Below are 19,331 nucleotides of genomic sequence, written 5' to 3'. Positions count from 1 at the left end.
TAGAAACGGCAGGAACGACGTCGGCTACGAGGTTTGCTTCCGCAGCAAATAAACGAAATACGGCGCCCCGATAAAGGTAGCCAGCAGCCCGGCAGGGATCTGGTACGGGAACATCACCATTCGGCCACACCAGTCGGCAAACACCATCAACAAGCCCCCCAGCAGCGCAGCTATCACCATCTGCGGTAACGCGCGGCGGAAGCCCAGCATACGTGCCATATGCGGCGCCATCAGGCCGATAAAGCTCAACGGCCCCACGGTCAACGTCGCCATCGCCGTCAGCGTAGCGGCCAGCAGCAGAATGACCACTCGCACCGGCGTTAGCGCAATCCCCACCGAACGGGCCGTAGCACTGCCCAGGGGCAGAATACTGAGCCAGCGACGACACAATGGCGCCAACACGATAAGCAGCGCGGCAATGGCCGCCGTACGTACCGCCTGTTCCGGCGTCACCGAGTAGGTGGAACCTGAAATCCAGGTCAGCAACCCGCCCATACGCGGATCGCCGCTCGCCAGCAGCAGGAAAATGGTGGTGGTAAAGGCCGTACTGAGCGCAATGCCGGCCAGCAGCATGCGTTCGGTGGAGAAACCGCCACGCCCGGCAGCGATCATAATCACCAATAGCGTCGCCGCGGCCCCCAGGCTCCCGGCTGGCAGCAGCCAAACGAAGGCGTCCCCCGGCACGATAAACAGCATGATCACCACGCCAAAGGCCGCACCGGAGCTGATACCCAGCACTTCCGGGCTGGCCATCGGGTTACCGGTCAGCTTTTGGATCAGGGTCCCCGCTACCGCCAGCATCATGCCCGCCGCCAACGCTGACAGCACGCGCGGCCAGCGCCACGGCATCAATGACTCGAGCTCGGTGCCTTGGCTCCAGTGCCAGCCTGTGGCATTCTGACCAAACATCAACGCCACGGCGATACCGGCCAGCAACACCATCCCTGCCACTGCTGCCCATGCCCACAGATGGCCGCGTTCGGCAGGCACCTTGTCACCCAGGTTCATGGGCGGCGGCGTAGCGGCACTGCGCAACCGCGGCAACAGCCACAGCAACAGCGGAGCACCAAACAGCGCCGTTGCCGCCCCGGTTGGGATCTCACGCCAGACCTGCGTCAAGGAGATCATCACCTGGTCGGTCAGCCACAGCAGCAGCGCACCCAGCAACGGCGCCAGCATCATGCGGTGCGCCAGACGGCGCGCACCCAGCATTTTTGCCATCAGCGGCGCAAACAGGCCGATAAAACCGATTACGCCCACCGCATTCACCAACATCGCACTGAAAATAATCGCCACCGCCAGCGCACAAAAGCGCGCCATCGACAGCCCTAACCCCAGATTACGCGCTACTCCATCATCCAGCCCGAGCAAGGTCAGCGGACGCAACAGCAATACGGCCAGCACTCCGGCAATCAGCAAACGCGGCAGGATAAACTGTGCGGTGCTCCAGTCCTGCTGGTTTAGCGCACCGGTACTCCACAGGAACAGGCCCTGCAGTTGATCGTAATTGAACAACGCCAGCAGGCTGTTGACCGCGCCGCAGTACAGCCCCAGCACCAAACCGGCCAGGATCAGCGTCACCGGGGACATGCGCTTGCCCCAGGCCACGCCGAACACCAGTCCGCCGACCAGGATGGCGCCAGCCATTGCGGCCAGTTGCCGGGTTATCTCACCCCCCGGCAGCATCCACAAAGTGGCGATAGTCAGCCCAAGCTGCGCCCCAGCGGATACGCCGAGCGTCGCCGGTTCCGCCAGCGGATTGCGCAGCACCTGCTGGAACAGTACGCCGACCAGCCCCAAGCCGGCACCGGCCAGCAGGGACACAGACAGCCGCGGCAACAGGCTGTAGTGGAACAGCATTTGACGTACATCGTCGATATCGGGCGCGTTCAGCGCCTGCCCCCACAGCGACCACGGCAGCTGCTGCAGCAGGTTGTAGATCGTCAGACCGCCCGCCGCCGCCAACAGTAACAGCAGCAACGTCAGCGGTAATGCACGGATGCGTGCGCTCATGAATAACTCTCCTGCGCCTGCTCCAGCAGATGGCAAAAGCGCATCGCCGATAACGTCGCGCCGTAGAACCACACTGCCGGCACCTGGCGCAATTGGTTCTGTCTGACAAACGGCAATGCCTGCCACAATGGGGTAGAACTGACTTTTTCCATCATGGCCTGATTGCCGTGGTCGAGATAAATCGCGCGCGCATTTTTTACCGCCGTCAGGCGCTCAATGCCCACCACCGCCGTACCCCAGAAATTGGTTTCCCCCTCCCAGGCATTTTGGATCCCAAGTTGATCCATCACCTCCTGGAACAGGCTTTTCTGGCCAATGACCAGCGCATGGCGCGTGTCCAGCAGGGAGAACAGCAGCAGCGGCTGTCGGCTGTAAGACTGCAGCCGCTGACGCACATCCTGGATAAATCGATCGAACTGGATCAGGTGCTGCTCTGCCCGTGCCTCAAGGCCCAACCGCTGCGCCAGTTGCAGTAACGACTTCCGGCCCACCGTCAGCGGTTTGCCACTGCCGTCATTGAAGCCGAAGCTCATGGTCGGGCCGATAGGGGCCAGCTTTTGCGGCGTAGGCCCGTATCCCTGAGACAGCAACATCAGCGAAGGCCGCAACTGCTGCAGCAGCTCCAGATTGGGTTCGGTACGCTGACCGACGTCGATCACCGACGCCGGCATTTTCGGCTCTTCCACCCACAGGTTGTAGTTGTGGATATCCGCGACGGCCAGCGGCGTGATCCCCAGCGCCAACAGCAACTCGATAGGCAGCCACTCCAGCGCCACGATGCGCGTAAGATCGGGTGGCGTTGCCGCCGCCTGGCTCGGCAAAGAAAACAGCAGGGGCGACAGCGCCATGGCCGTCAGCAGGCGACGGCGGACGGCATCATGATGAAAATCAGAAGAATCAGGCATCAGTAGACAAAACTCACCGGTGCGCCGCCGCTTGGATGCGGCAGCGTCCCCATAGGAATACCGTAAATTTGCTCCAGCACGTCACCCTGCATCAGCTCCAGCGGGGTGCCCTGGGCAATCATCTCACCGCCGCGCAACGCCACCAGATGGTCGCAGTAGCGTGCGGCCATATTGATGTCATGCAGCACCGCAATCACCGTCAGGCCACGCTCATGGCTCAAACGTTGGATCAGTGCCAGTACCTCAACCTGGTGGGCAATATCCAGCGCCGAGGTCGGTTCGTCCAGCAACAGGCAACGGCTGTCTTGCGCCACCATCATCGCCAGCCAGGCGCGTTGACGCTCACCGCCGGACAGGCTGTCGACCAGGCGGTTGGCGAACGGCTTCAACCCCACCAGCGCAATCGCCTCCTCAACCTGCTGACGATCGTTAACGCCAAAGCGCCCCAAGGCACCGTGCCAGGGATAGCGGCCAATCGCCACCAGTTCGCGCACCGTCATCCCTTCCGCGGCGGGCAATTGTTGAGGGAGATAAGCGACCTGACGCGCGAAGGCTTTGCTGTCCCATTGGCTCAGCAACTGCTGATTAAGCCGCGCCGTACCGTCGGTTGGATTTTGGTGGCGACCGAGAATTTTCAGCAAGGTCGATTTGCCGGAGCCGTTATGGCCGATCAGCCCGCAGACTTTCCCCACGGGAAAGGTCAGCGACAAGGGTTGTAGCAGCACCCGGCCGGGAACGGCAAAGCTGGCGCTGTCCAAGGTAAAGGTGGCGTCGTGATTGAGGTGTTTATCCTGCATAGGTCCTACTCTGTCCGGGGCGACATGGCGCCGCCCCGGTAATCCGATTAGAAGCGGAAGGTTGCGGTGGCGACCACCTGGCGTTCGGCGCCCCAGTAGCAGCCATAGGTGGCGAAGCAGCTGGAGACGTATTCTTTATCAAACAGGTTGTTCACGTTGATGCCAATCGAAGAGCCTGGCAGATTGAAACGCGCCAAATCGTATTTTATCGCCGCATCGACGACCGTATAGTCCTTCACTTTAAACGTGTTGGCTTCATCACCATAGCTGGAACCGACATAGCGAACGCCGGAGCCCAGCGTCAACCCGCTGAGTGCAGTTTCATGGAAGGTGTAATCCGCCCACACTGAAGCCATATGTTTGGGAATGGCCGCCGGGGTATTGCCCTGTTGCGTAGTGTCTTTGGAATACTCCGCATCCGTGTAGGTATAAGAACCCAACAGGTTAACGTTGGCCGTCAGCGCGGCTTTGCCTTCCAGTTCGATCCCACGAGAGCGAATTTCGCCACCCTGTATGGAAGCAAATACATGGTCTGGATCTGCCACCTTGTTGTTGGTTTTGGTCAGCTGATAAATCGCAATGCTGGCAGTAATAGGGCGATCCTTCGGTGCATACTTCACGCCGGCTTCATACTGCTTGCCTTTGGAAGCGGCGAAGGTATTGCCACTGAAATCAGCCCCTGAAGTAGGTTCAAAGGATTCACTGTAGCTGACATAAGGCGCGATGCCGTTTTCAAATACATAGTTCAAACCCGCGCGGCCGGTGAACTCGTTGTCCTTCTGCTTTGATACCGAGTTCTGGTTCAGGCGGTTGGTGCTGTTGGTGTCGCTCCAGTCATAGCGTCCTCCCATGGTCAGCACCCAGTTGTTCCATTCGGCCTGATCCTGCACGTAAAGCCCGGTCTGCTCTTGGCGATTCACCTGGCTGGCGCCGCCGGTAATGGTGTAGCTTTGGTTGCCGTACTGCGGCGCCACCACGTTAAGGTTAGAAGCGCTGCCATACTGATACACGACGTCGTTGCGCATACGCATATAATCCACACCCATCAATAAGGTGTGATCAACCAGCCCCGTCGCAAATTTGGCCTGCGCCTGAGTGTCTACAGCAAAACTCGACAAGTGCTCTTTCGAATTCATCACCCCACGCGTCAACTCAGCAGGGTTTGTCGTGCTGATGCCCTGGCCATAGATAGAGCGGTAATCCACGTCCATTTTCGAGTAACGCAGGTTTTGACGCAGGGTCCACACATCATCAAACCCATGTTCAAAGGCATATCCCACCATCTGTTGCTTGCGCGAGATGTTGTTATAACCCGGCTCACCGTCGTTGAAGCTGGTCGGCAATTTGCCGTTAATCCCATTTTGCACCGTCCCCTCTTTCGGCAGCCAACCATAGAAGCCCACGCTCGGGTCATCCTGGAAACTGCTGAGGAACGTCAGTGAAGTACGATCATCCGGCCGCCAACTGAAAGAAGGTGCAATTGCATAGCGTTTGCTTTTTTCGCCAACCTGTTGCTGATCTTCATCACGCGCCAGACCGGTTAAGCGGTAAGAATAGATGCCAGCATCATCCAGCGCGCCACCAAAGTCGAAGCCGGTCTGGAACAGATTGTCGGTACCCATTTTGAACTGAACCTCACGAAGGGTTTCAGTGGTTGGGCGTTTGCTGACCAAGGCGACAACCCCGCCCGGGTTGCTCTTGCCATAGAGCACGGAAGAAGGGCCGCGCAGCACTTCGGCACGTTCCAGGAAGTAAGGGTCAATTTGGTAAATGGAATAGTTATCGTCCTGCAGCTTCAACCCATCCAGGTACATGTTGGTACCCACCGAGCTGAAACCACGAATGTTCACGGCATCATAAGCGGTGGAGGCCCCACGGTTGCCCACCATCACGCCCGGCGTATAGGCCAGTGCGCCTTTTACCGTGTCCGGCTGGCGCATATCCATCTCTTCACGCGTCACGACGGAAACCGACTGCGGAGTCTTTTCAATCGGCGTGTCGGTCTTGGTACCGGTGGCGCTGCGTTTGGCTGCGTAGGTCCCCACCGGTCCCCAGGCGTTTTCCTGCTGCGATTGGCTGCTGCCCACCACGGTAAGGGTGTCTTCCTTGGCGGCGGACTGGGTGTCGGCGGAAAATGCCGGCATCGCCAGCGTGCCAAGGGCGGCAGCGATAGTTATCGCTAACCCACTGACGTGAGAACGGCTCTGCTTGGCCGCGGAAAGAAGACGCTTGGTCGACATAGGTGGTTTCTCTGATGAATTATTTGATAACGAATGTAAACGATAATAATTATTATAATCGCGGCATTTTATGCAGAAGCTAAATTAAACTGCAAGTCGAATTCAGCCGGTAAATTGGTGTGCGATTAACCGCTTAGCCACATTAAGCAGGTGGAAATAAACTGCGCAGAGAAATAAAAAAGCCCGCAACGGGAAGTTACGGGCTTAATAATAAAGAAAAACTTTTCACCTGAGCGGAGGCAGGCAAGGTCGCTTATTTACCGAACATGTCCTTGATCCAGCCGGCAACGCCGTCAGCATCTTTTTGTTCGCCCGCCTGCTGTTGCTGCTGTTGCTCTTGCTGCTGTTGCTGAGCAGCCTGGCTTGCCTGGCACAATCCCTGCGGGTTGTCGGTCCACACCGGAATGGTGCGCCCACCGCCACCACAGACAAAGTTGCCGCTGGAGTCGATGTTCATCTGGTTGATGCCTTCCGGCGGCTGCAGCATCAGCGGCAGCGGCGTCTGGTTCTCCAGATAGCGGCGGTACAGCGTCAGCGCACCGTTGGCACCGGTCAGCTTGGCCGGGCCGTTGTTATCGCGCCCTACCCAGGCGATAGCCACTTCCTTACCGTCGATACCGGCAAACCAGCTGTCGCGCAGGTCGTTGGTGGTACCGGTTTTCGCCGCCAGATTGTAGTTGGGGAACTTCACCGACAATGAGCGGGAGGTCCCGCGCGCTACGCCCTGCTGCATGGCATACAACGTCAGGTAAGCCGCCTGGGCCGGTACCACGCGTTCCGCCTGCGGGAAGCTCTGGTACAGCACAGAGCCGTCTTCAGCAATCACCGAACGCACCGCAGACAGCGGAGCACGGTTACCACCGCCGGCAATGGTCTGGTATTCCTGTGCCACTTCCATCGGCGTCAGGCCAATCGCGCCGAGCAGCATCGAAGGCACCGGATTGATTTCCGCCTTTGGAATGCCCAAGCGTTGTAACGTCACACTGATTTGGTCCAGCCCAACAGACATCCCCAGGTTGACCGTAGGTACGTTGAGTGAAAAGGCAAGGCCATCCACCAGCATCACCTGCCCGCGGAACTTGCGGTCATAGTTGTTCGGCTGCCAGACGGTACCGTTCTGCAATTTTAGCGTCAGCGGCTGATCCGCCAGCCAGGTATTCAGGCGGTATTTGTCCGGCTCGGACAGCGCAGTCAGGTAAGTTGGCGGTTTGGCCAATGAACCGACCAGGCGACGCGCCTGCATGGCACGGTTAAACCCGGCAAACTGCGGGTTGGCACCGCCGACCATGGCGCGAACTTCGCCGCTGAAACGATCGACAATCACCATCGCCGCTTCCAGATCCTGAACGTGACGAGCCGCCTTCAGGGCCGGAACGCCATCTTCAACCGCTTTTTCCGCCGCATCTTGCGACACCGGATCCAGCGTGGTGAAGATTTTCACCCCGGACAAGTCGTTAACCTTGTCGCCCAGCTTGGCTTGCAGCTCCTGACGCACCATCTGCATGAACGCCGGCTGCGGCGTGATCACCCCGCCTTTCGGCTGCACGCCCAATGGACGAGCGCTAAGCATGTCGTAAAGTTCGGCGTCGATAACCCCCTGGTTCTGCAGCAGTTTGAGCACCAGATTACGACGTTCCAGCGCCAGCTTCGGGTTACGCCAAGGGTTGTACAGCGACGCGCCCTTGACCATGCCCACCAGCAGCGCCTGCTGATCCAGGCTCAGTTCGTCCACCGGACGGCCGAAGTAGTACAGGCTGGCCAACGGGAAACCGCGAATTTGATCGTTGCCGCTCTGGCCGAGATAAACCTCGTTCAGATACAGCTCAAGGATGCGATCCTTGCTGTAACGGTAATCCACCAACAACGCCATGTAGGCTTCATTGGCCTTACGCCACAGCGAACGCTCGTTGGTCAGGAACAGGTTTTTTACCAACTGCTGCGTCAGGGTACTGCCGCCCTGCACCGCACGTCCGGCGGTCAGGTTAGCCAACACCGCACGGCCGATGGAGTAAGGGCTGATGCCGTCATGCTCATAGAAGTGACGGTCTTCGGTGGCAATCAGCGTATCCACCAGCAGGTCAGGGAAACCGGCGCGCGGCACGAACAGCCGCTGTTCGCCGTTGGGCGACTGCAACATGGTGATCAGACGCGGATCGAGACGGAAGAAGCCGAAGCTGCGCTGGTTTTCCATGTTCTCGATATTCGCCAGACGGTTGTTCTGGAAATTCAGACGCGCGTGGATCTGCCCTTCTTTGCCGTCCGGGAAATCAAACGGACGGCGCAGCAACTCAATGCTGTTGGCCTGCACGGTAAATTCGCCCGGACGCGTCATGCGGCTTACCTGGCGGTATTGCATGCCCTCCAGCAAATTGACCATTTCCTTTTTGCTGTACGGCATGCCCGGTTCCAGGTTGACCATGCGGCCATAAACCGCCGCCGGCAACTGCCAGACCTTGCCGTCAATGCGGCTGCGGATCTGCGAATCCAGGTACACGCCGTAGATCGCCAACAGCACGGCAACCACCAGAATCAGTTTGATCAGCAGGCCGAGCCAGCGGCGTTTTTTACGCGGCGGAGTCGCTTTTACCTTACGCGGCATGCGTTCTTCCTCGTCTTCATAATCATCATCGTCATCCTGGTACTCGTCTTCCTCGTAATCATCGTAATCGTCATCTCGACGACGGCGCGGCGGCTTGCGCGACGCGGTGCGTGTTGGTTGTTTCCCTTTGCGCCCGATGGGCTCGCGGTCATCCCCAGCCATTGCTGTTGTTCTCCAGACTTGGCGGCACTGCCGGCCATTATGAGTCGCTTAATCTGTCGCGGTGCCAGGCCGCTGAACAGAAGAAACATCTGAATTCATTTACTGATATTTTTTCGTGCGCCGCGTCGGGGCGGTATTCGCCGGATCGTCCGGCCACACGTGTTTCGGGTAGCGCCCTTTCATCTCTTTTTGCACTTCCCGGTAAGCCCCCTGCCAGAACGCTGCCAGATCGCCGGTAATTTGCAACGGCCGGTGCGCCGGTGAGAGTAACTCAAGCACCACCGGGATGCGACCTTCGGCCAACATCGGGCTGTGCTGCTCACCGAACACTTCCTGTAAACGCACCGCCAGCGCCGGAGGTTTTCCGGCATCATAACGGATGGGCAAGCGGCTGCCGGTCGGCACAGTGTAATGAGTGGGTAGCGCATTATCCAGCCGCTGCTTTTGCTGCCAGTTCAGCAACCGCGCCAAAGCCTCGGCGATATTCACCTGTTTTAATCCGCGCATGTCCCGCACGCCACTCAGCGACGGCAATAACCACTGCTCCAGCGAGGCCAACAGCGACTCATCGTCAACCGGCGGCCAGGCGGCCTCCGGCAACCAGTTTTGCGCACACTGCAAGCGCAGCCGCAGCTGTTCGGCGGCGGTATCCCAGTTGAGTACCGCAATGCCCTGAGCGCGAACCCAGTTAATCAGCGCCTGCTGCAGCTCTTCGTCGGCCGGCTTGGCCAACGGCTGAGCACGCAGCGTCAGACGGCCAATTTGCTGGCGTTTCCAGGCGCGCAACGTGCCTTTTTCGTCATCCCACTCCACTGCAGTTTGTTGAGAAACCATCGCCGGTAACTGCGCCGCCAGTGCATCGATTTCCACCGGCAGCGCGAGCAGGATACGCGCATCGGGGCTGTTGTGCCCCTGCAGCAGGCTTGGCACGATAAGCCAGGGGGCACGTGACAATGCCTCATCCTGATTCATCGCCGCGCCCATGCCGTTGGCCAGCAGATAGCGGCCATCCTGCCCCCGTCGTTGGGCAATGCGATCGGTAAACGCCAGCGCCAACAGCCGCGGTGCCATCTCGACGTCAATCCGACCCGCTTTCACCTGCAAGCGACGAGCAAGCTGTGTAGCGCGGCGCTGCCAATTCGGTTGCGGACGACTCAGCCAGTAGCTGATATCCATCTGCCCGCCGCGCGGGGGTTCCTCCAGCAACGCAGCCAAAGCAGCGGCCGTCGCCAACCCATCCGGCCCATGTTCTGCGCCGTGAGTCAACATCGCCGCCAAACGCGGCTCACAGCCCAGAGCGGCCATCTGTCGGCCACGCGCCGTGAGCTTATCGGCGTCATCGGTGGCGCCCAGCTGCTGCAATAGCCTTTTGGCGGCGGCCAGCGCCGTTTCCGGCGGGCGGTCTAACCAGGTCAGTTGCCCGACGTCATGGCACCCCCATTGCAGCAGCTCCAGCCAAAAACCGGCGAGATCGCTTTGCAGGATTTCCGGTTCGGCGTGCTCTGCCGCCCGTTCAGCCTGCTCTTTGGCAAACAGATGCCAGCAGATGCCCGGCTCCAGACGCCCGGCGCGGCCGGCTCGCTGGATCATCGACGCCTGACTGACACGCTGCGTCACCAGCCGCGTCAGACCATTGCGCACGTCATAACGCGCAACGCGTTCCAACCCACAGTCCACCACTAACCGAATGCCTTCGATGGTCAGACTGGTTTCGGCAATATTGGTCGCCAGCACCACCTTGCGGCGCCCGGTCGGCGCCGGTTGAATCGCCTTCTGCTGCTGCGCCAGCGGTAAAGCGCCGTACAGTGGGCACAGTTCGGTATCGGCCGCCACTTCACCGTTCAACCGCTCCATCACCCGGTTGATTTCTGCCACGCCGGGCAGGAACAGCAGCAGCGACCCCGTTTGCTCAGACAGCAGGCGCTTCACCGCCGTCGCCACGCCGTCTTCCAGCCGTTGGTGGCTGGCCAGGGGCTGATACTGACGATCGACCGGGAAGCTGCGCCCGGCAGACACCACCGCCGGTGCCTGCGGCAACAGCTGCGCCAAACGGGCATTATCCAGCGTCGCCGACATGATCAACAGTTTCAGATCGTCCCGCAGCCCTTGTTGCACGTCCAGCAGTAGCGCCAACGCCAAATCGGCCTGCAGGCTGCGCTCGTGGAATTCGTCGAGGATCACCAGCGAAACGCCCTGCAGCTCCGCATCCTGCTGCAGCATGCGGGTGAGAATGCCTTCGGTCACCACCAGCAGCCTGGTCTCCGGCCCGCTTTTGCTTTCAGCGCGCATGCGGTAGCCCACGGTCTGACCGGGTTCTTCCCCTAACTGCTGCGCCAGCCGGTACGCCACGTTCTTCGCCGCCAACCGCCGGGGTTCTAGCATGATAATGCGGCCAGGCAATCCGGCTTTAGCCAGGATCTGCAATGGCAGCCAGGTCGATTTACCGGCGCCGGTCGGCGCATGCAGCAGAACCTGCGGAGCGGATTGCAGCGCAGTAAGCAATTCATCAAGAACCGCGCTGACGGGCAGTGAAGACACAGAACTCTCCGTAGTGGTTAACATTGGACGGCGCACATTGTAGCATTAGACTCTGCGTTTCATTTACTTGCCGGGTATCTATGTCCAGTTCGCGCCGCCTGTTTTTCGCCCTGACCTTGCCTGATGCGCTACAGCAGCAGGTGATCCGCTGGCGTGCCGATGCCTTTACGTCGGAAGCCGGTCGGCCGGTCACGGCCGCCAATTTGCACCTGACGCTGGCCTTTCTCGGTGACGTTACGGCGCAGAAAGAAACGGCGTTGAAAAAGCTGGCCGGTCGCATCAGTCAACCCGGTTTCAGCATGGTGCTCGATGACCTCGGTCACTGGCCGCGCCCCGGCGTCGTTTGGCTTGGCACCCGGCGCGCACCACGTGGGCTGTTGCAACTGGCGCAATTGCTGCGCTCGCAGGCGGCGCGCAGCGGCTGCTACCAAAGCCCGATGCCGTTTCATCCGCATATCACCCTGCTGCGCTGCGCGACCCAGCCGGTCGCCATACCGCCCGCAACGCCGGGCTGGCACTTCAGCGCCAACGAATTCGCCTTATACCAGTCAGTTTTTGAAAACGGCCGCACGCGTTATCAGATGCTTGAACAATGGCCCTTAGCCCCTCAGGACACCCCATGATTTTTACGCCCCCCCTGCGCCATGCCACGCTGATTAAACGTTACAAACGCTTTCTGGCGGACGTCGTCACGCCAGAAGGGGAAACCTTCACGCTGCACTGCGCCAATACCGGGGCCATGACCGGCTGTGCCACCCCCGGCGACACCGTTTGGTATTCCACCTCGGATAATGCCAAACGCAAATACGCCCACAGCTGGGAACTGACGCATACCCAACAGGGGGACTGGATCTGCGTAAATACCCTGCGTGCCAATGGGCTGGTGCGCGAGGCAATCGAACAGAATCTAATCAATGAATTATCCGGTTACAGTAAAATCAGCAGCGAAGTAAAATATGGCAGTGAAAATAGCCGTATCGATTTGTTATTACAGGCAGAAAATCGAGCCAACTGCTATATTGAAGTTAAGTCAGTCACATTACTGCAACAACAACGTGGTTACTTTCCTGATGCGGTAACGCTCAGAGGACAGAAACACCTGCGTGAGTTGCAAAGCGTGGTTGAAAGCGGGCAACGGGCGGTATTGTTCTTTGCTGTGTTACATAGCGGTATTGAGCAGGTCGCACCGGCACATCATATAGATGAGCGTTATGCGGCACTGTTGGCACAGGTTCAGCAGTTGGGCGTAGAAGTGGTTTGTTATGGGGCTAAATTATCACCTGACGGTATCTCTCTCTGCGATAAGTTACCGTTTTTTATCGATTAGCGCTGACCGGGTACAAATAATCCGACTACCGGTTATCGCGTCGCCAAATACGCCTTCCTTCACACCATTGTCAAGCAGGCGACAGGAATAATTGCCAACCTACTCCCCATCTGGTATTTATAGCGGCCTGTTTTTCCCCCGCATTGGGGATTCGATAGTGCGTGTGTATGTAGGAGAAGCAACATGCAAGAAGGGCAAACCCGTAAAACCTCGTCCTTGAGCATTCTCGCCATCGCTGGGGTGGAGCCGTACCAAGAGAAGCCGGGCGAAGAGTACATGAACGACGCCCAGTTGTCGCATTTCAAGCGCATTCTTGAAGCATGGCGCAACCAGCTCAGGGATGAAGTGGACCGTACTGTATCGCATATGCAGGATGAGGCAGCAAACTTCCCTGACCCGGCAGACCGTGCCACTCAGGAAGAAGAGTTCAGCCTTGAACTGCGTAACCGCGATCGCGAACGCAAACTGATCAAAAAGATCGAGAAAACGCTGCGAAAAGTAGAAGACGAAGATTTCGGCTACTGCGAATCCTGCGGCGTGGAGATTGGCATTCGTCGCCTCGAAGCGCGTCCGACTGCCGATTTGTGCATCGACTGCAAGACTCTGGCCGAAATCCGCGAAAAGCAGATGGCCGGCTAATACAGTTGTTATCGCTGCGGCGTGCGCGTCAGTGTGCGCCGCACAGAGAAAAGGGAAAGTTTCCCCTCTGATATGCAAGAAAGACATTATGTGGGGCGCTTTGCCCCATCGCCTTCCGGGGATCTGCATTTCGGTTCGCTGATTGCCGCTCTGGGAAGCTACCTCCAGGCTCGTGCCCAACACGGGCAATGGCTGGTTCGCATTGAAGATATCGATCCCCCGCGCGAAGTCGCCGGTGCGGCCGATCGTATCTTATCCGCTCTGGAACACTATGGTCTCCACTGGGACGGCCAGGTCATCTATCAATCCCAACGTCACGAAGCCTACCGCGCCACTCTGGAACACCTGCACCAGCAGGGGCTCAGCTATTTCTGCAACTGTACCCGCAGTCGTATCCAGCAGATTGGCGGTCTGTATGATGGCCATTGTCGTGCCTTGAATCTCGGCCCGCAGGGCGCCGCCATCCGTTTACGCCAGTCCAGCCCGGTTTATGCCTTTCACGATCGCCTGCAAGGCGAGTTGCAGGTCGATCCGGCGTTGGCGCGCGAAGACTTTATTATCCGTCGACGCGATGGGCTGTTCGCTTATAACCTGGCGGTGGTGGTTGATGACCATTTTCAGGGCGTGACCGAAATCGTGCGCGGTGCCGATCTTATCGAACCTACCGTGCGCCAGATTGCGTTGTACCGTCAGTTGCAGGCGCCGGTGCCCGCCTATGTGCATCTGCCGCTGGCGCTGGGCGCCAACGGCATCAAATTGTCGAAGCAAAACCATGCGCCCGCGCTGCCCGCAGGCGATCCGCGCCCGGTGCTGGTTGCCGCACTGAAGTTTCTGCGCCAACCGCTGCCGGAAAGCTGGCAAGATCTTGACCTGCCGTTATTATTGAGCTGGGCGATCGCACACTGGAAGCTGGATAATGTGCCGCGTCAGGAGGCTATTCCCCTGGACGAAAACACATCAGCATTCTCAAAAGAGCCATGGTGAGCTATGATTAGCCGCTATTTTTTGTTAGCGCCATTTTTTTCAGACACTATCGAGGTGTACCATTTTTACCCGAGTAGCCAATTTCTGCCGTAAGGTGCTAACCCGCGATGACAAGCTGCCGCGTGACGATGCGCCGGTCAGCGATACAAACGTAGTCCGCGAAGAAAGCGCGGTGGCTGCGAAGCCGTCTGCGCCGCAGCAACGTTCCGCCGATCGCGGCAGAGATACTCCTGCCCGCCGGCAGGCACCGCGTAAACGCCCACCTTTTCCTGCCGCAGAGGGAACCGGCTCAATGACCGTTATCCCGCGCGATCAGCACTCTATCTCGCGTAAAGACATCAGTGAGAACGCGCTGAAGGTGCTATACCGCCTGAATAAATCCGGCTTCGAAGCTTATCTGGTCGGCGGCGGTGTACGTGACCTGCTGCTGGGCAAAAAGCCGAAAGATTTCGACATCACCACCAACGCCACACCGGAGCAAGTGCGCAAGCTGTTCCGCAACTGCCGCCTGGTAGGTCGCCGTTTCCGTCTGGCGCACGTGATGTTCGGGCCGGAAATCATCGAGGTTGCCACCTTCCGTGGTCATCACGAACAGCAAACGCCGGAATCTGACAAGAACTCTTCCCAGCAGGCCCAAAACGGCATGCTGCTGCGCGACAACATTTTCGGTTCGATCGAAGAAGATGCCCAGCGTCGCGACTTCACCATCAACAGCCTGTATTACGGCGTGGCGGACTTCACCCTGCGTGATTACGTCGATGGCCTGCGCGACCTGAAGCAGGGCGTGATTCGTCTGATCGGCGATCCGGAAACCCGCTACCGCGAAGACCCGGTGCGCATGCTGCGTGCGGTGCGCTTTGCCGCCAAGCTGGACATGACCATCAGTGACGAAACCGCCGAGCCGATCCCGCGCCTGGCCTCGCTGCTGCATGAGATCCCGCCGGCGCGCCTGTTTGAAGAGTCGCTGAAACTGCTGCAGGCAGGCTACGGTTACCCAACCTATCTGAAGCTGTGTGAATACCAGCTGTTCCAGCCGTTGTTCCCGCAGATCGCTCGTCACTTCACCCCGACCCATGACACGCCAATGGAGCGTATTCTGGTTCAGGTGCTGAAGAACACCGACTACCGTCTGCAGAACGACATGCGCGTCAATCCGGCATTCCTGTTTGCTGCTATGCTTTGGTATCCGCTGCTGGAACATGCGCAGAAACTGGCGCAGGAAAGCGGTCTGGCGTACTACGACGCCTTCGCACTGGCCATGAATGACGTGCTGGACGAGCAATGCCGTTCATTGGCGATCCCGAAACGCATTACCACGCTGGTTCGCGATATCTGGCAGCTGCAGCTGCGGCTGTCTCGCCGTCAGGGCAAGCGCGCGCACAAGCTGATGGAACACCCGAAATTCCGCGCCGCTTACGATCTGCTGGCGCTGCGTGCCGAAGTGGAAGAAAACCAGGATATGTTGCGTCTGACCGAATGGTGGGGCGAGTTCCAGGAAGCCACCCCGGCGCGCCAAAAAAACATGTTGAGTACCTTGGGTGACGATCCGGCGCCGCGCCGCACGCGTCAACGCCGCCCTCGCCGTCGGACGCCGCGTAAAGAAGGGGAATAATGATCCGCGTTTATATCGCGCTGGGCAGTAACCTGGCGCATCCGCTGCAACAGGTCAAAGCCGCACTGGAAGCGCTGGAGCATCTCCCGCGCACCCGGTTGATCCTTTGTTCTTCGTTTTACCGCACCAAGCCGCTGGGGCCGCAAAACCAGCCTGACTTTCTCAATGCGGTGGTGGCGCTGGATACCTTGCTGCCTGCGGAACAACTGCTGGATCATACCCAGGCGATAGAACGCAATCAGGGCCGCGTGCGCAAAGATGAGCGCTGGGGCCCACGTACCCTCGATTTAGACATCATGCTGTATGGCGATCAGGTTATTCATACCGATCGCCTGACGGTGCCGCATTACGGCCTGAAAGAACGCGAGTTCATGCTCTACCCGCTGGCGGAAATCGCCCCTGACCTGATTTTCCCGGACGGCGAGTCGCTGAGCAGTTGCCTGAAACGCGTACCGGAAAACGGCATGGAACTCTGGCATAAACCCAAGTAAACGCCAGCGTCGGGCGCAGTTCATATACAGCGCCCTTACAGCACCACCTGCGCGACAAATCCCCCTTCCGGCCGATTGGCAAAACTAACGCGCAGACCGTGCAAACTGGCGATACGCTGCACTATGGATAATCCCAGCCCGCTGCCGGTTTGTTCCTGTCCTGGTGGGCGATAAAAACGTTCCCCCAGGCGAGCCAGGTGCTCCTCCGTCACGCCCGGGCCATCGTCTTCGACCCTCAGCATCCGCTCTGTCAGCCTCACCGTAACGGTACCGCCTGCCGGCGTGTAACGCACTGCGTTATCCACCAGATTGCGTACCAGCAGCGACAGCAGCAGCGCTTGCCCCTGCAACGGCGGTGGTGTGCCCTGCTGTTCATAACGCAGCGTGACGCCTGCGGCATGGGCATGACGATCCTGTTCCGCCAGGGTCATCGGCACCAGTTGCCCCCAGTCGACCGCTTCCAACTCGGCCAGATCGGACAGTGAATCCAGCCGCGAAAGCGTCAGCAGCTGATCCACCAGCCGGGTCGCGCGATCGATACTCACCGTCAGGTTTTCCAGCGCATGCTCGCGCATCTGTTCGTCATCACCGGCCAGTTGCACCACTTCCGTCTGCACCCGCAGTGCCGCCAGCGGGCTGCGCAGCTCATGGGCCGCATCGGAGGTAAAACGCCGCTCACGCACCAACAGCGCATTAATGCGGGCAAACAGCGCGTTAAGCGCATCCACCAGCGGGCGCACTTCGGTCGGTACCTGGCGCGCGTCCAGCGGTGTGGCGTCATCCGGAGCGCGCTTGCGCAGTCCAGCAGCGACCGCGCGTAATGGCTTCAGTTCTCGCCCGACCATCAAGGCAATCAGCAGCATCAGGATCGGCAGCGTCACCAGCCAGGGTACCAGTTGCCCGGTCACCATCCCCAACGCCATATCGCGCCGATAGTCCCACTCCTGCCCCACGACGATGCGATAGCGGCCGTCCGGGCTGGTCAGCCACAGCAGGCGCCAACTATCGTCATCGCCTTTGCGTTCACCATCGGTAAAGCCTTCTCGCTCACCATCGAACAGGAAATCCGCTCCGTTCTCGCCATCATTGAGCAACATTTTGCCGTTACGATCGAAAATGGCGAACGCCAGCGCGTCGTCATCCTGCTCGCCGCGTTTACCATGATGCACCAGCTTCTTGGTTTTCGGCAGGCTGCGCACGCTTTCGTCGGCCAAAAGATCCCCCAGATTGGCGGTCGCCAGGCGTTTGGCGAACAGCATCTGTTGGGTATCGAACACTTCGTTGATGTTGTTGCGCGTCATCATCCACGCCACCACACTGGCGGAGCACCAGGTCAATAATGCCAGCAGGCTGAAGATCAGGATCAGCCGCAACCGCAGACTGAGATGTTTCACGGTACATCCCCCAGGGTATACCCCACGCCGTGAATGGTGCGGATAAAGCCGTTGCCCAACTTGCGCCGCAGGTGGTGAATATGCACCTCTACCGCGTTGCTGCTGACCTCGTCGTCCCAGTTGTACAATTTTTCCTGGATCAGCGGCCGTGCCAGCACCCGCCCCTTGTTATGCAGGAACAGTTCCAGCACCGCCAGCTCACGCGGCGTCAGCGTGACCGGTTCGCCGTTGCAGCTTACGCTGCGGGTGGCGGCGTCAAACACCACATTGCCATGCACCAGCTGCGGCATCAGTTGGCCGTGGCGACGACGGATCAGCGCCTGCAGGCGAGCCGCAACTTCCGCCAGGGCAAAAGGCTTGCACAGGTAATCGTCGGCACCGTTCTGCAGGCCGCTGACCCGCTGCTCCAACGCGTCCCGTGCGGTAAGGATCAGCACCGGCACGTCGTGGCCAGCCTGCCGCCACTGTCGCAGCAGATCCAGACCGTCGAGGCCCGGCAGGCTGAGATCGAGAATAACCGCGTCGTAAGGCGCGCTTTCCAGCGCGTTTTTCCCCACCAGACCATCGGTAAACCAGTCCAGGTTAAAGCCGAGTTTGGTCAAGCCGGCCTTGATGCCGTCGCCAATTAACTTGTCATCTTCTATCAGCAAAATTCGCATGTGCGTCCTTTTTTAGCCATTGCCGCCCATTACACCACAAGGTTCTTAAGAAGCTCTTAAGCATGATGATCTGCGCTACCCACCCCGTTAGGGTTACAGTAGAATGACAGCACTTTTTTGCAGCCAGGGCCCTGCGCATACCGCCCGGTCCTATTCAGGAGACGTAGTGATGAAACCCACCACCGTAACCCATTTGCGCCAGTGGAAGCAGGAACAACGCAAGTTCGCTTCCCTCACCGCCTACGATGCCAGCTTTGCCAAACTGTTTGAAGAGCAAGGCGTTAAAGTACTGCTGGTAGGCGACTCGCTGGGGATGACGCTGCAGGGCCACGACTCCACGCTGCCGGTCACCGTCGCCGACGTTGCCTATCATACCCGCGCCGTCCGCCGCGGCGCCCCGGCCTGTCTGTTGCTGGCCGATATGCCTTTTATGAGTTACGCCACCCCCTCCCTGGCCTGCACCAATGCCGCCGAGCTGATGCAGGCTGGCGCTAACATGGTAAAACTGGAAGGCGGCAGCTGGCTGTGCGAAACGGTAAAAATGCTGACCGAACGGGCCGTACCGGTGTGTGGCCACCTCGGGCTGACGCCGCAATCCGTTAACGTGTTTGGCGGCTACAAAGTGCAGGGCCGTGATGAGCTTGCCGCCAAGCAACTGCTGGAAGACGCCAAAAATCTGGAGCTGGCCGGCATGCAGCTGCTGGTGCTGGAATGCGTGCCAAGCGAATTGGCACGCAAAATCACCGAAGAACTGACCATCCCGGTGATTGGCATCGGCGCCGGCAATGCCACCGATGGCCAAATTCTGGTGATGCACGACGCGTTCGGCATCACCGGCGGCCACACGCCTAAATTCGCTAAAAACTTCCTGGCGCAAAGCGGCGATATCCGCTCGGCGGTGCAACAATATATGCAGGACGTGGAGCAAGGAATTTACCCCGCTGAAGAGCACTCATTCAACTAAAGTGACT

15 protein-coding genes are annotated in these 19,331 nt (G+C 59.1%); 7 read left to right on the top strand and 8 right to left on the bottom strand.

Annotation, left to right across the window (positions count from 1 at the left end; all coding sequences use genetic code 11):
- Positions 1-24: 24 nt before the first annotated feature.
- From fhuB to hrpB, 6 genes are all read right to left on the bottom strand, one after another.
- Positions 25-2,013, bottom strand: coding sequence for a Fe(3+)-hydroxamate ABC transporter permease FhuB (gene fhuB / locus H5P17_RS09720; RefSeq protein WP_182822586.1), 1,989 nt, complete (start codon positions 2,011-2,013; stop codon positions 25-27).
- On the bottom strand, positions 2,010-2,918 hold the full coding sequence (gene fhuD / locus H5P17_RS09715) for a Fe(3+)-hydroxamate ABC transporter substrate-binding protein FhuD (protein WP_182822584.1): 909 nt from the start codon (positions 2,916-2,918) through the stop codon (positions 2,010-2,012). The genes fhuB and fhuD overlap by 4 nt, the downstream gene beginning before the upstream one ends.
- Complete coding sequence (gene fhuC / locus H5P17_RS09710) at positions 2,918-3,715, bottom strand: Fe3+-hydroxamate ABC transporter ATP-binding protein FhuC (RefSeq protein ID WP_182822582.1); 798 nt, start codon at positions 3,713-3,715, stop codon at positions 2,918-2,920. Before fhuC ends, fhuD begins: the two co-directional genes overlap by 1 nt.
- A gap of 47 nt (positions 3,716-3,762) precedes the next feature.
- Positions 3,763-5,955 (bottom strand): ferrichrome porin FhuA, encoded by a 2,193-nt coding sequence (gene fhuA, locus H5P17_RS09705; protein ID WP_182822581.1) that lies wholly within the window; start codon positions 5,953-5,955, stop codon positions 3,763-3,765.
- Between the two features lie 253 nt (positions 5,956-6,208).
- On the bottom strand, positions 6,209-8,716 hold the full coding sequence (gene mrcB, locus H5P17_RS09700; protein ID WP_182822579.1) for a bifunctional glycosyl transferase/transpeptidase: 2,508 nt from the start codon (positions 8,714-8,716) through the stop codon (positions 6,209-6,211).
- Positions 8,717-8,815: 99 nt separating this feature from the next.
- Complete coding sequence (gene hrpB, locus H5P17_RS09695; protein WP_220496760.1) at positions 8,816-11,278, bottom strand: ATP-dependent helicase HrpB; 2,463 nt, start codon at positions 11,276-11,278, stop codon at positions 8,816-8,818.
- Between the two features lie 56 nt (positions 11,279-11,334).
- Here hrpB and thpR point away from each other — a divergent pair, with 56 nt between their 5' ends.
- The 6 genes from thpR (at position 11,335) to folK (ending at position 16,307) form a co-directional block, all read left to right on the top strand.
- Positions 11,335-11,877, top strand: a complete 543-nt coding sequence (thpR, locus tag H5P17_RS09690; RefSeq protein WP_182822575.1) for an RNA 2',3'-cyclic phosphodiesterase — start codon at positions 11,335-11,337, stop codon at positions 11,875-11,877.
- A complete protein-coding gene (gene sfsA, locus H5P17_RS09685) occupies positions 11,874-12,581 on the top strand; it encodes a DNA/RNA nuclease SfsA (RefSeq protein ID WP_048760032.1) in 708 nt (235 codons plus the stop codon). The genes thpR and sfsA overlap by 4 nt, the downstream gene beginning before the upstream one ends.
- 183 nt (positions 12,582-12,764) lie before the next feature.
- Positions 12,765-13,220 (top strand): RNA polymerase-binding protein DksA, encoded by a 456-nt coding sequence (gene dksA / locus H5P17_RS09680; RefSeq protein WP_020828563.1) that lies wholly within the window; start codon positions 12,765-12,767, stop codon positions 13,218-13,220.
- A gap of 72 nt (positions 13,221-13,292) precedes the next feature.
- Positions 13,293-14,204, top strand: coding sequence for a tRNA glutamyl-Q(34) synthetase GluQRS (gene gluQRS, locus H5P17_RS09675; RefSeq protein WP_182822574.1), 912 nt, complete (start codon positions 13,293-13,295; stop codon positions 14,202-14,204).
- A gap of 61 nt (positions 14,205-14,265) precedes the next feature.
- On the top strand, positions 14,266-15,816 hold the full coding sequence (pcnB, locus tag H5P17_RS09670) for a polynucleotide adenylyltransferase PcnB (protein WP_182822629.1): 1,551 nt from the start codon (positions 14,266-14,268) through the stop codon (positions 15,814-15,816).
- The gene (folK, locus tag H5P17_RS09665; protein WP_182822572.1) at positions 15,816-16,307 is read left to right on the top strand and encodes a 2-amino-4-hydroxy-6-hydroxymethyldihydropteridine diphosphokinase; all 492 of its coding nucleotides are present in this window, start codon (positions 15,816-15,818) and stop codon (positions 16,305-16,307) included. Before pcnB ends, folK begins: the two co-directional genes overlap by 1 nt.
- Before the next feature lie 35 nt (positions 16,308-16,342).
- On the opposite strand, the gene qseC is transcribed toward folK, so the two are convergent.
- Together qseC and qseB are read right to left on the bottom strand one after the other, a co-directional pair.
- Positions 16,343-17,701, bottom strand: coding sequence for a quorum sensing histidine kinase QseC (gene qseC / locus H5P17_RS09660; protein WP_182822570.1), 1,359 nt, complete (start codon positions 17,699-17,701; stop codon positions 16,343-16,345).
- Positions 17,698-18,360, bottom strand: a complete 663-nt coding sequence (qseB, locus tag H5P17_RS09655) for a quorum sensing response regulator transcription factor QseB (protein ID WP_182822568.1) — start codon at positions 18,358-18,360, stop codon at positions 17,698-17,700. Before qseB ends, qseC begins: the two co-directional genes overlap by 4 nt.
- Before the next feature lie 169 nt (positions 18,361-18,529).
- Here qseB and panB point away from each other — a divergent pair, with 169 nt between their 5' ends.
- Entirely contained in the window at positions 18,530-19,324 is a 795-nt protein-coding gene (gene panB / locus H5P17_RS09650; protein WP_182822565.1) for a 3-methyl-2-oxobutanoate hydroxymethyltransferase, read from the top strand.
- The last annotated feature ends 7 nt before the right edge of the window (positions 19,325-19,331 follow it).

It is taken from the genome of Serratia sp. OS31 (assembly GCF_014164835.1).
Lineage (GTDB): Bacteria > Pseudomonadota > Gammaproteobacteria > Enterobacterales > Enterobacteriaceae > Serratia > Serratia liquefaciens_A.
Note: the sequence above shows the minus strand (reverse complement) of the source record. Positions and strands in the feature narration are given on the sequence as shown.

Excerpts from the sequence above, each read along its gene's own strand:
- fhuB (WP_182822586.1), bottom strand. The coding sequence starts at position 2,013 with ATGAGCGCACGCATCCGTGCATTACCGCTGACGTTGCTGCTGTTACTG.
- hrpB (WP_220496760.1), bottom strand. The coding sequence starts at position 11,278 with ATGTTAACCACTACGGAGAGTTCTGTGTCTTCACTGCCCGTCAGCGCG.
- mrcB (WP_182822579.1), bottom strand. The coding sequence starts at position 8,716 with ATGGCTGGGGATGACCGCGAGCCCATCGGGCGCAAAGGGAAACAACCA.
- fhuA (WP_182822581.1), bottom strand. The coding sequence starts at position 5,955 with ATGTCGACCAAGCGTCTTCTTTCCGCGGCCAAGCAGAGCCGTTCTCAC.
- fhuC (WP_182822582.1), bottom strand. The coding sequence starts at position 3,715 with ATGCAGGATAAACACCTCAATCACGACGCCACCTTTACCTTGGACAGC.
- gluQRS (WP_182822574.1), top strand. The coding sequence starts at position 13,293 with ATGCAAGAAAGACATTATGTGGGGCGCTTTGCCCCATCGCCTTCCGGG.
- thpR (WP_182822575.1), top strand. The coding sequence starts at position 11,335 with ATGTCCAGTTCGCGCCGCCTGTTTTTCGCCCTGACCTTGCCTGATGCG.
- sfsA (WP_048760032.1), top strand. The coding sequence starts at position 11,874 with ATGATTTTTACGCCCCCCCTGCGCCATGCCACGCTGATTAAACGTTAC.
- panB (WP_182822565.1), top strand. The coding sequence starts at position 18,530 with ATGAAACCCACCACCGTAACCCATTTGCGCCAGTGGAAGCAGGAACAA.
- fhuD (WP_182822584.1), bottom strand. The coding sequence starts at position 2,918 with ATGCCTGATTCTTCTGATTTTCATCATGATGCCGTCCGCCGTCGCCTG.
- dksA (WP_020828563.1), top strand. The coding sequence starts at position 12,765 with ATGCAAGAAGGGCAAACCCGTAAAACCTCGTCCTTGAGCATTCTCGCC.
- qseB (WP_182822568.1), bottom strand. The coding sequence starts at position 18,360 with ATGCGAATTTTGCTGATAGAAGATGACAAGTTAATTGGCGACGGCATC.
- folK (WP_182822572.1), top strand. The coding sequence starts at position 15,816 with ATGATCCGCGTTTATATCGCGCTGGGCAGTAACCTGGCGCATCCGCTG.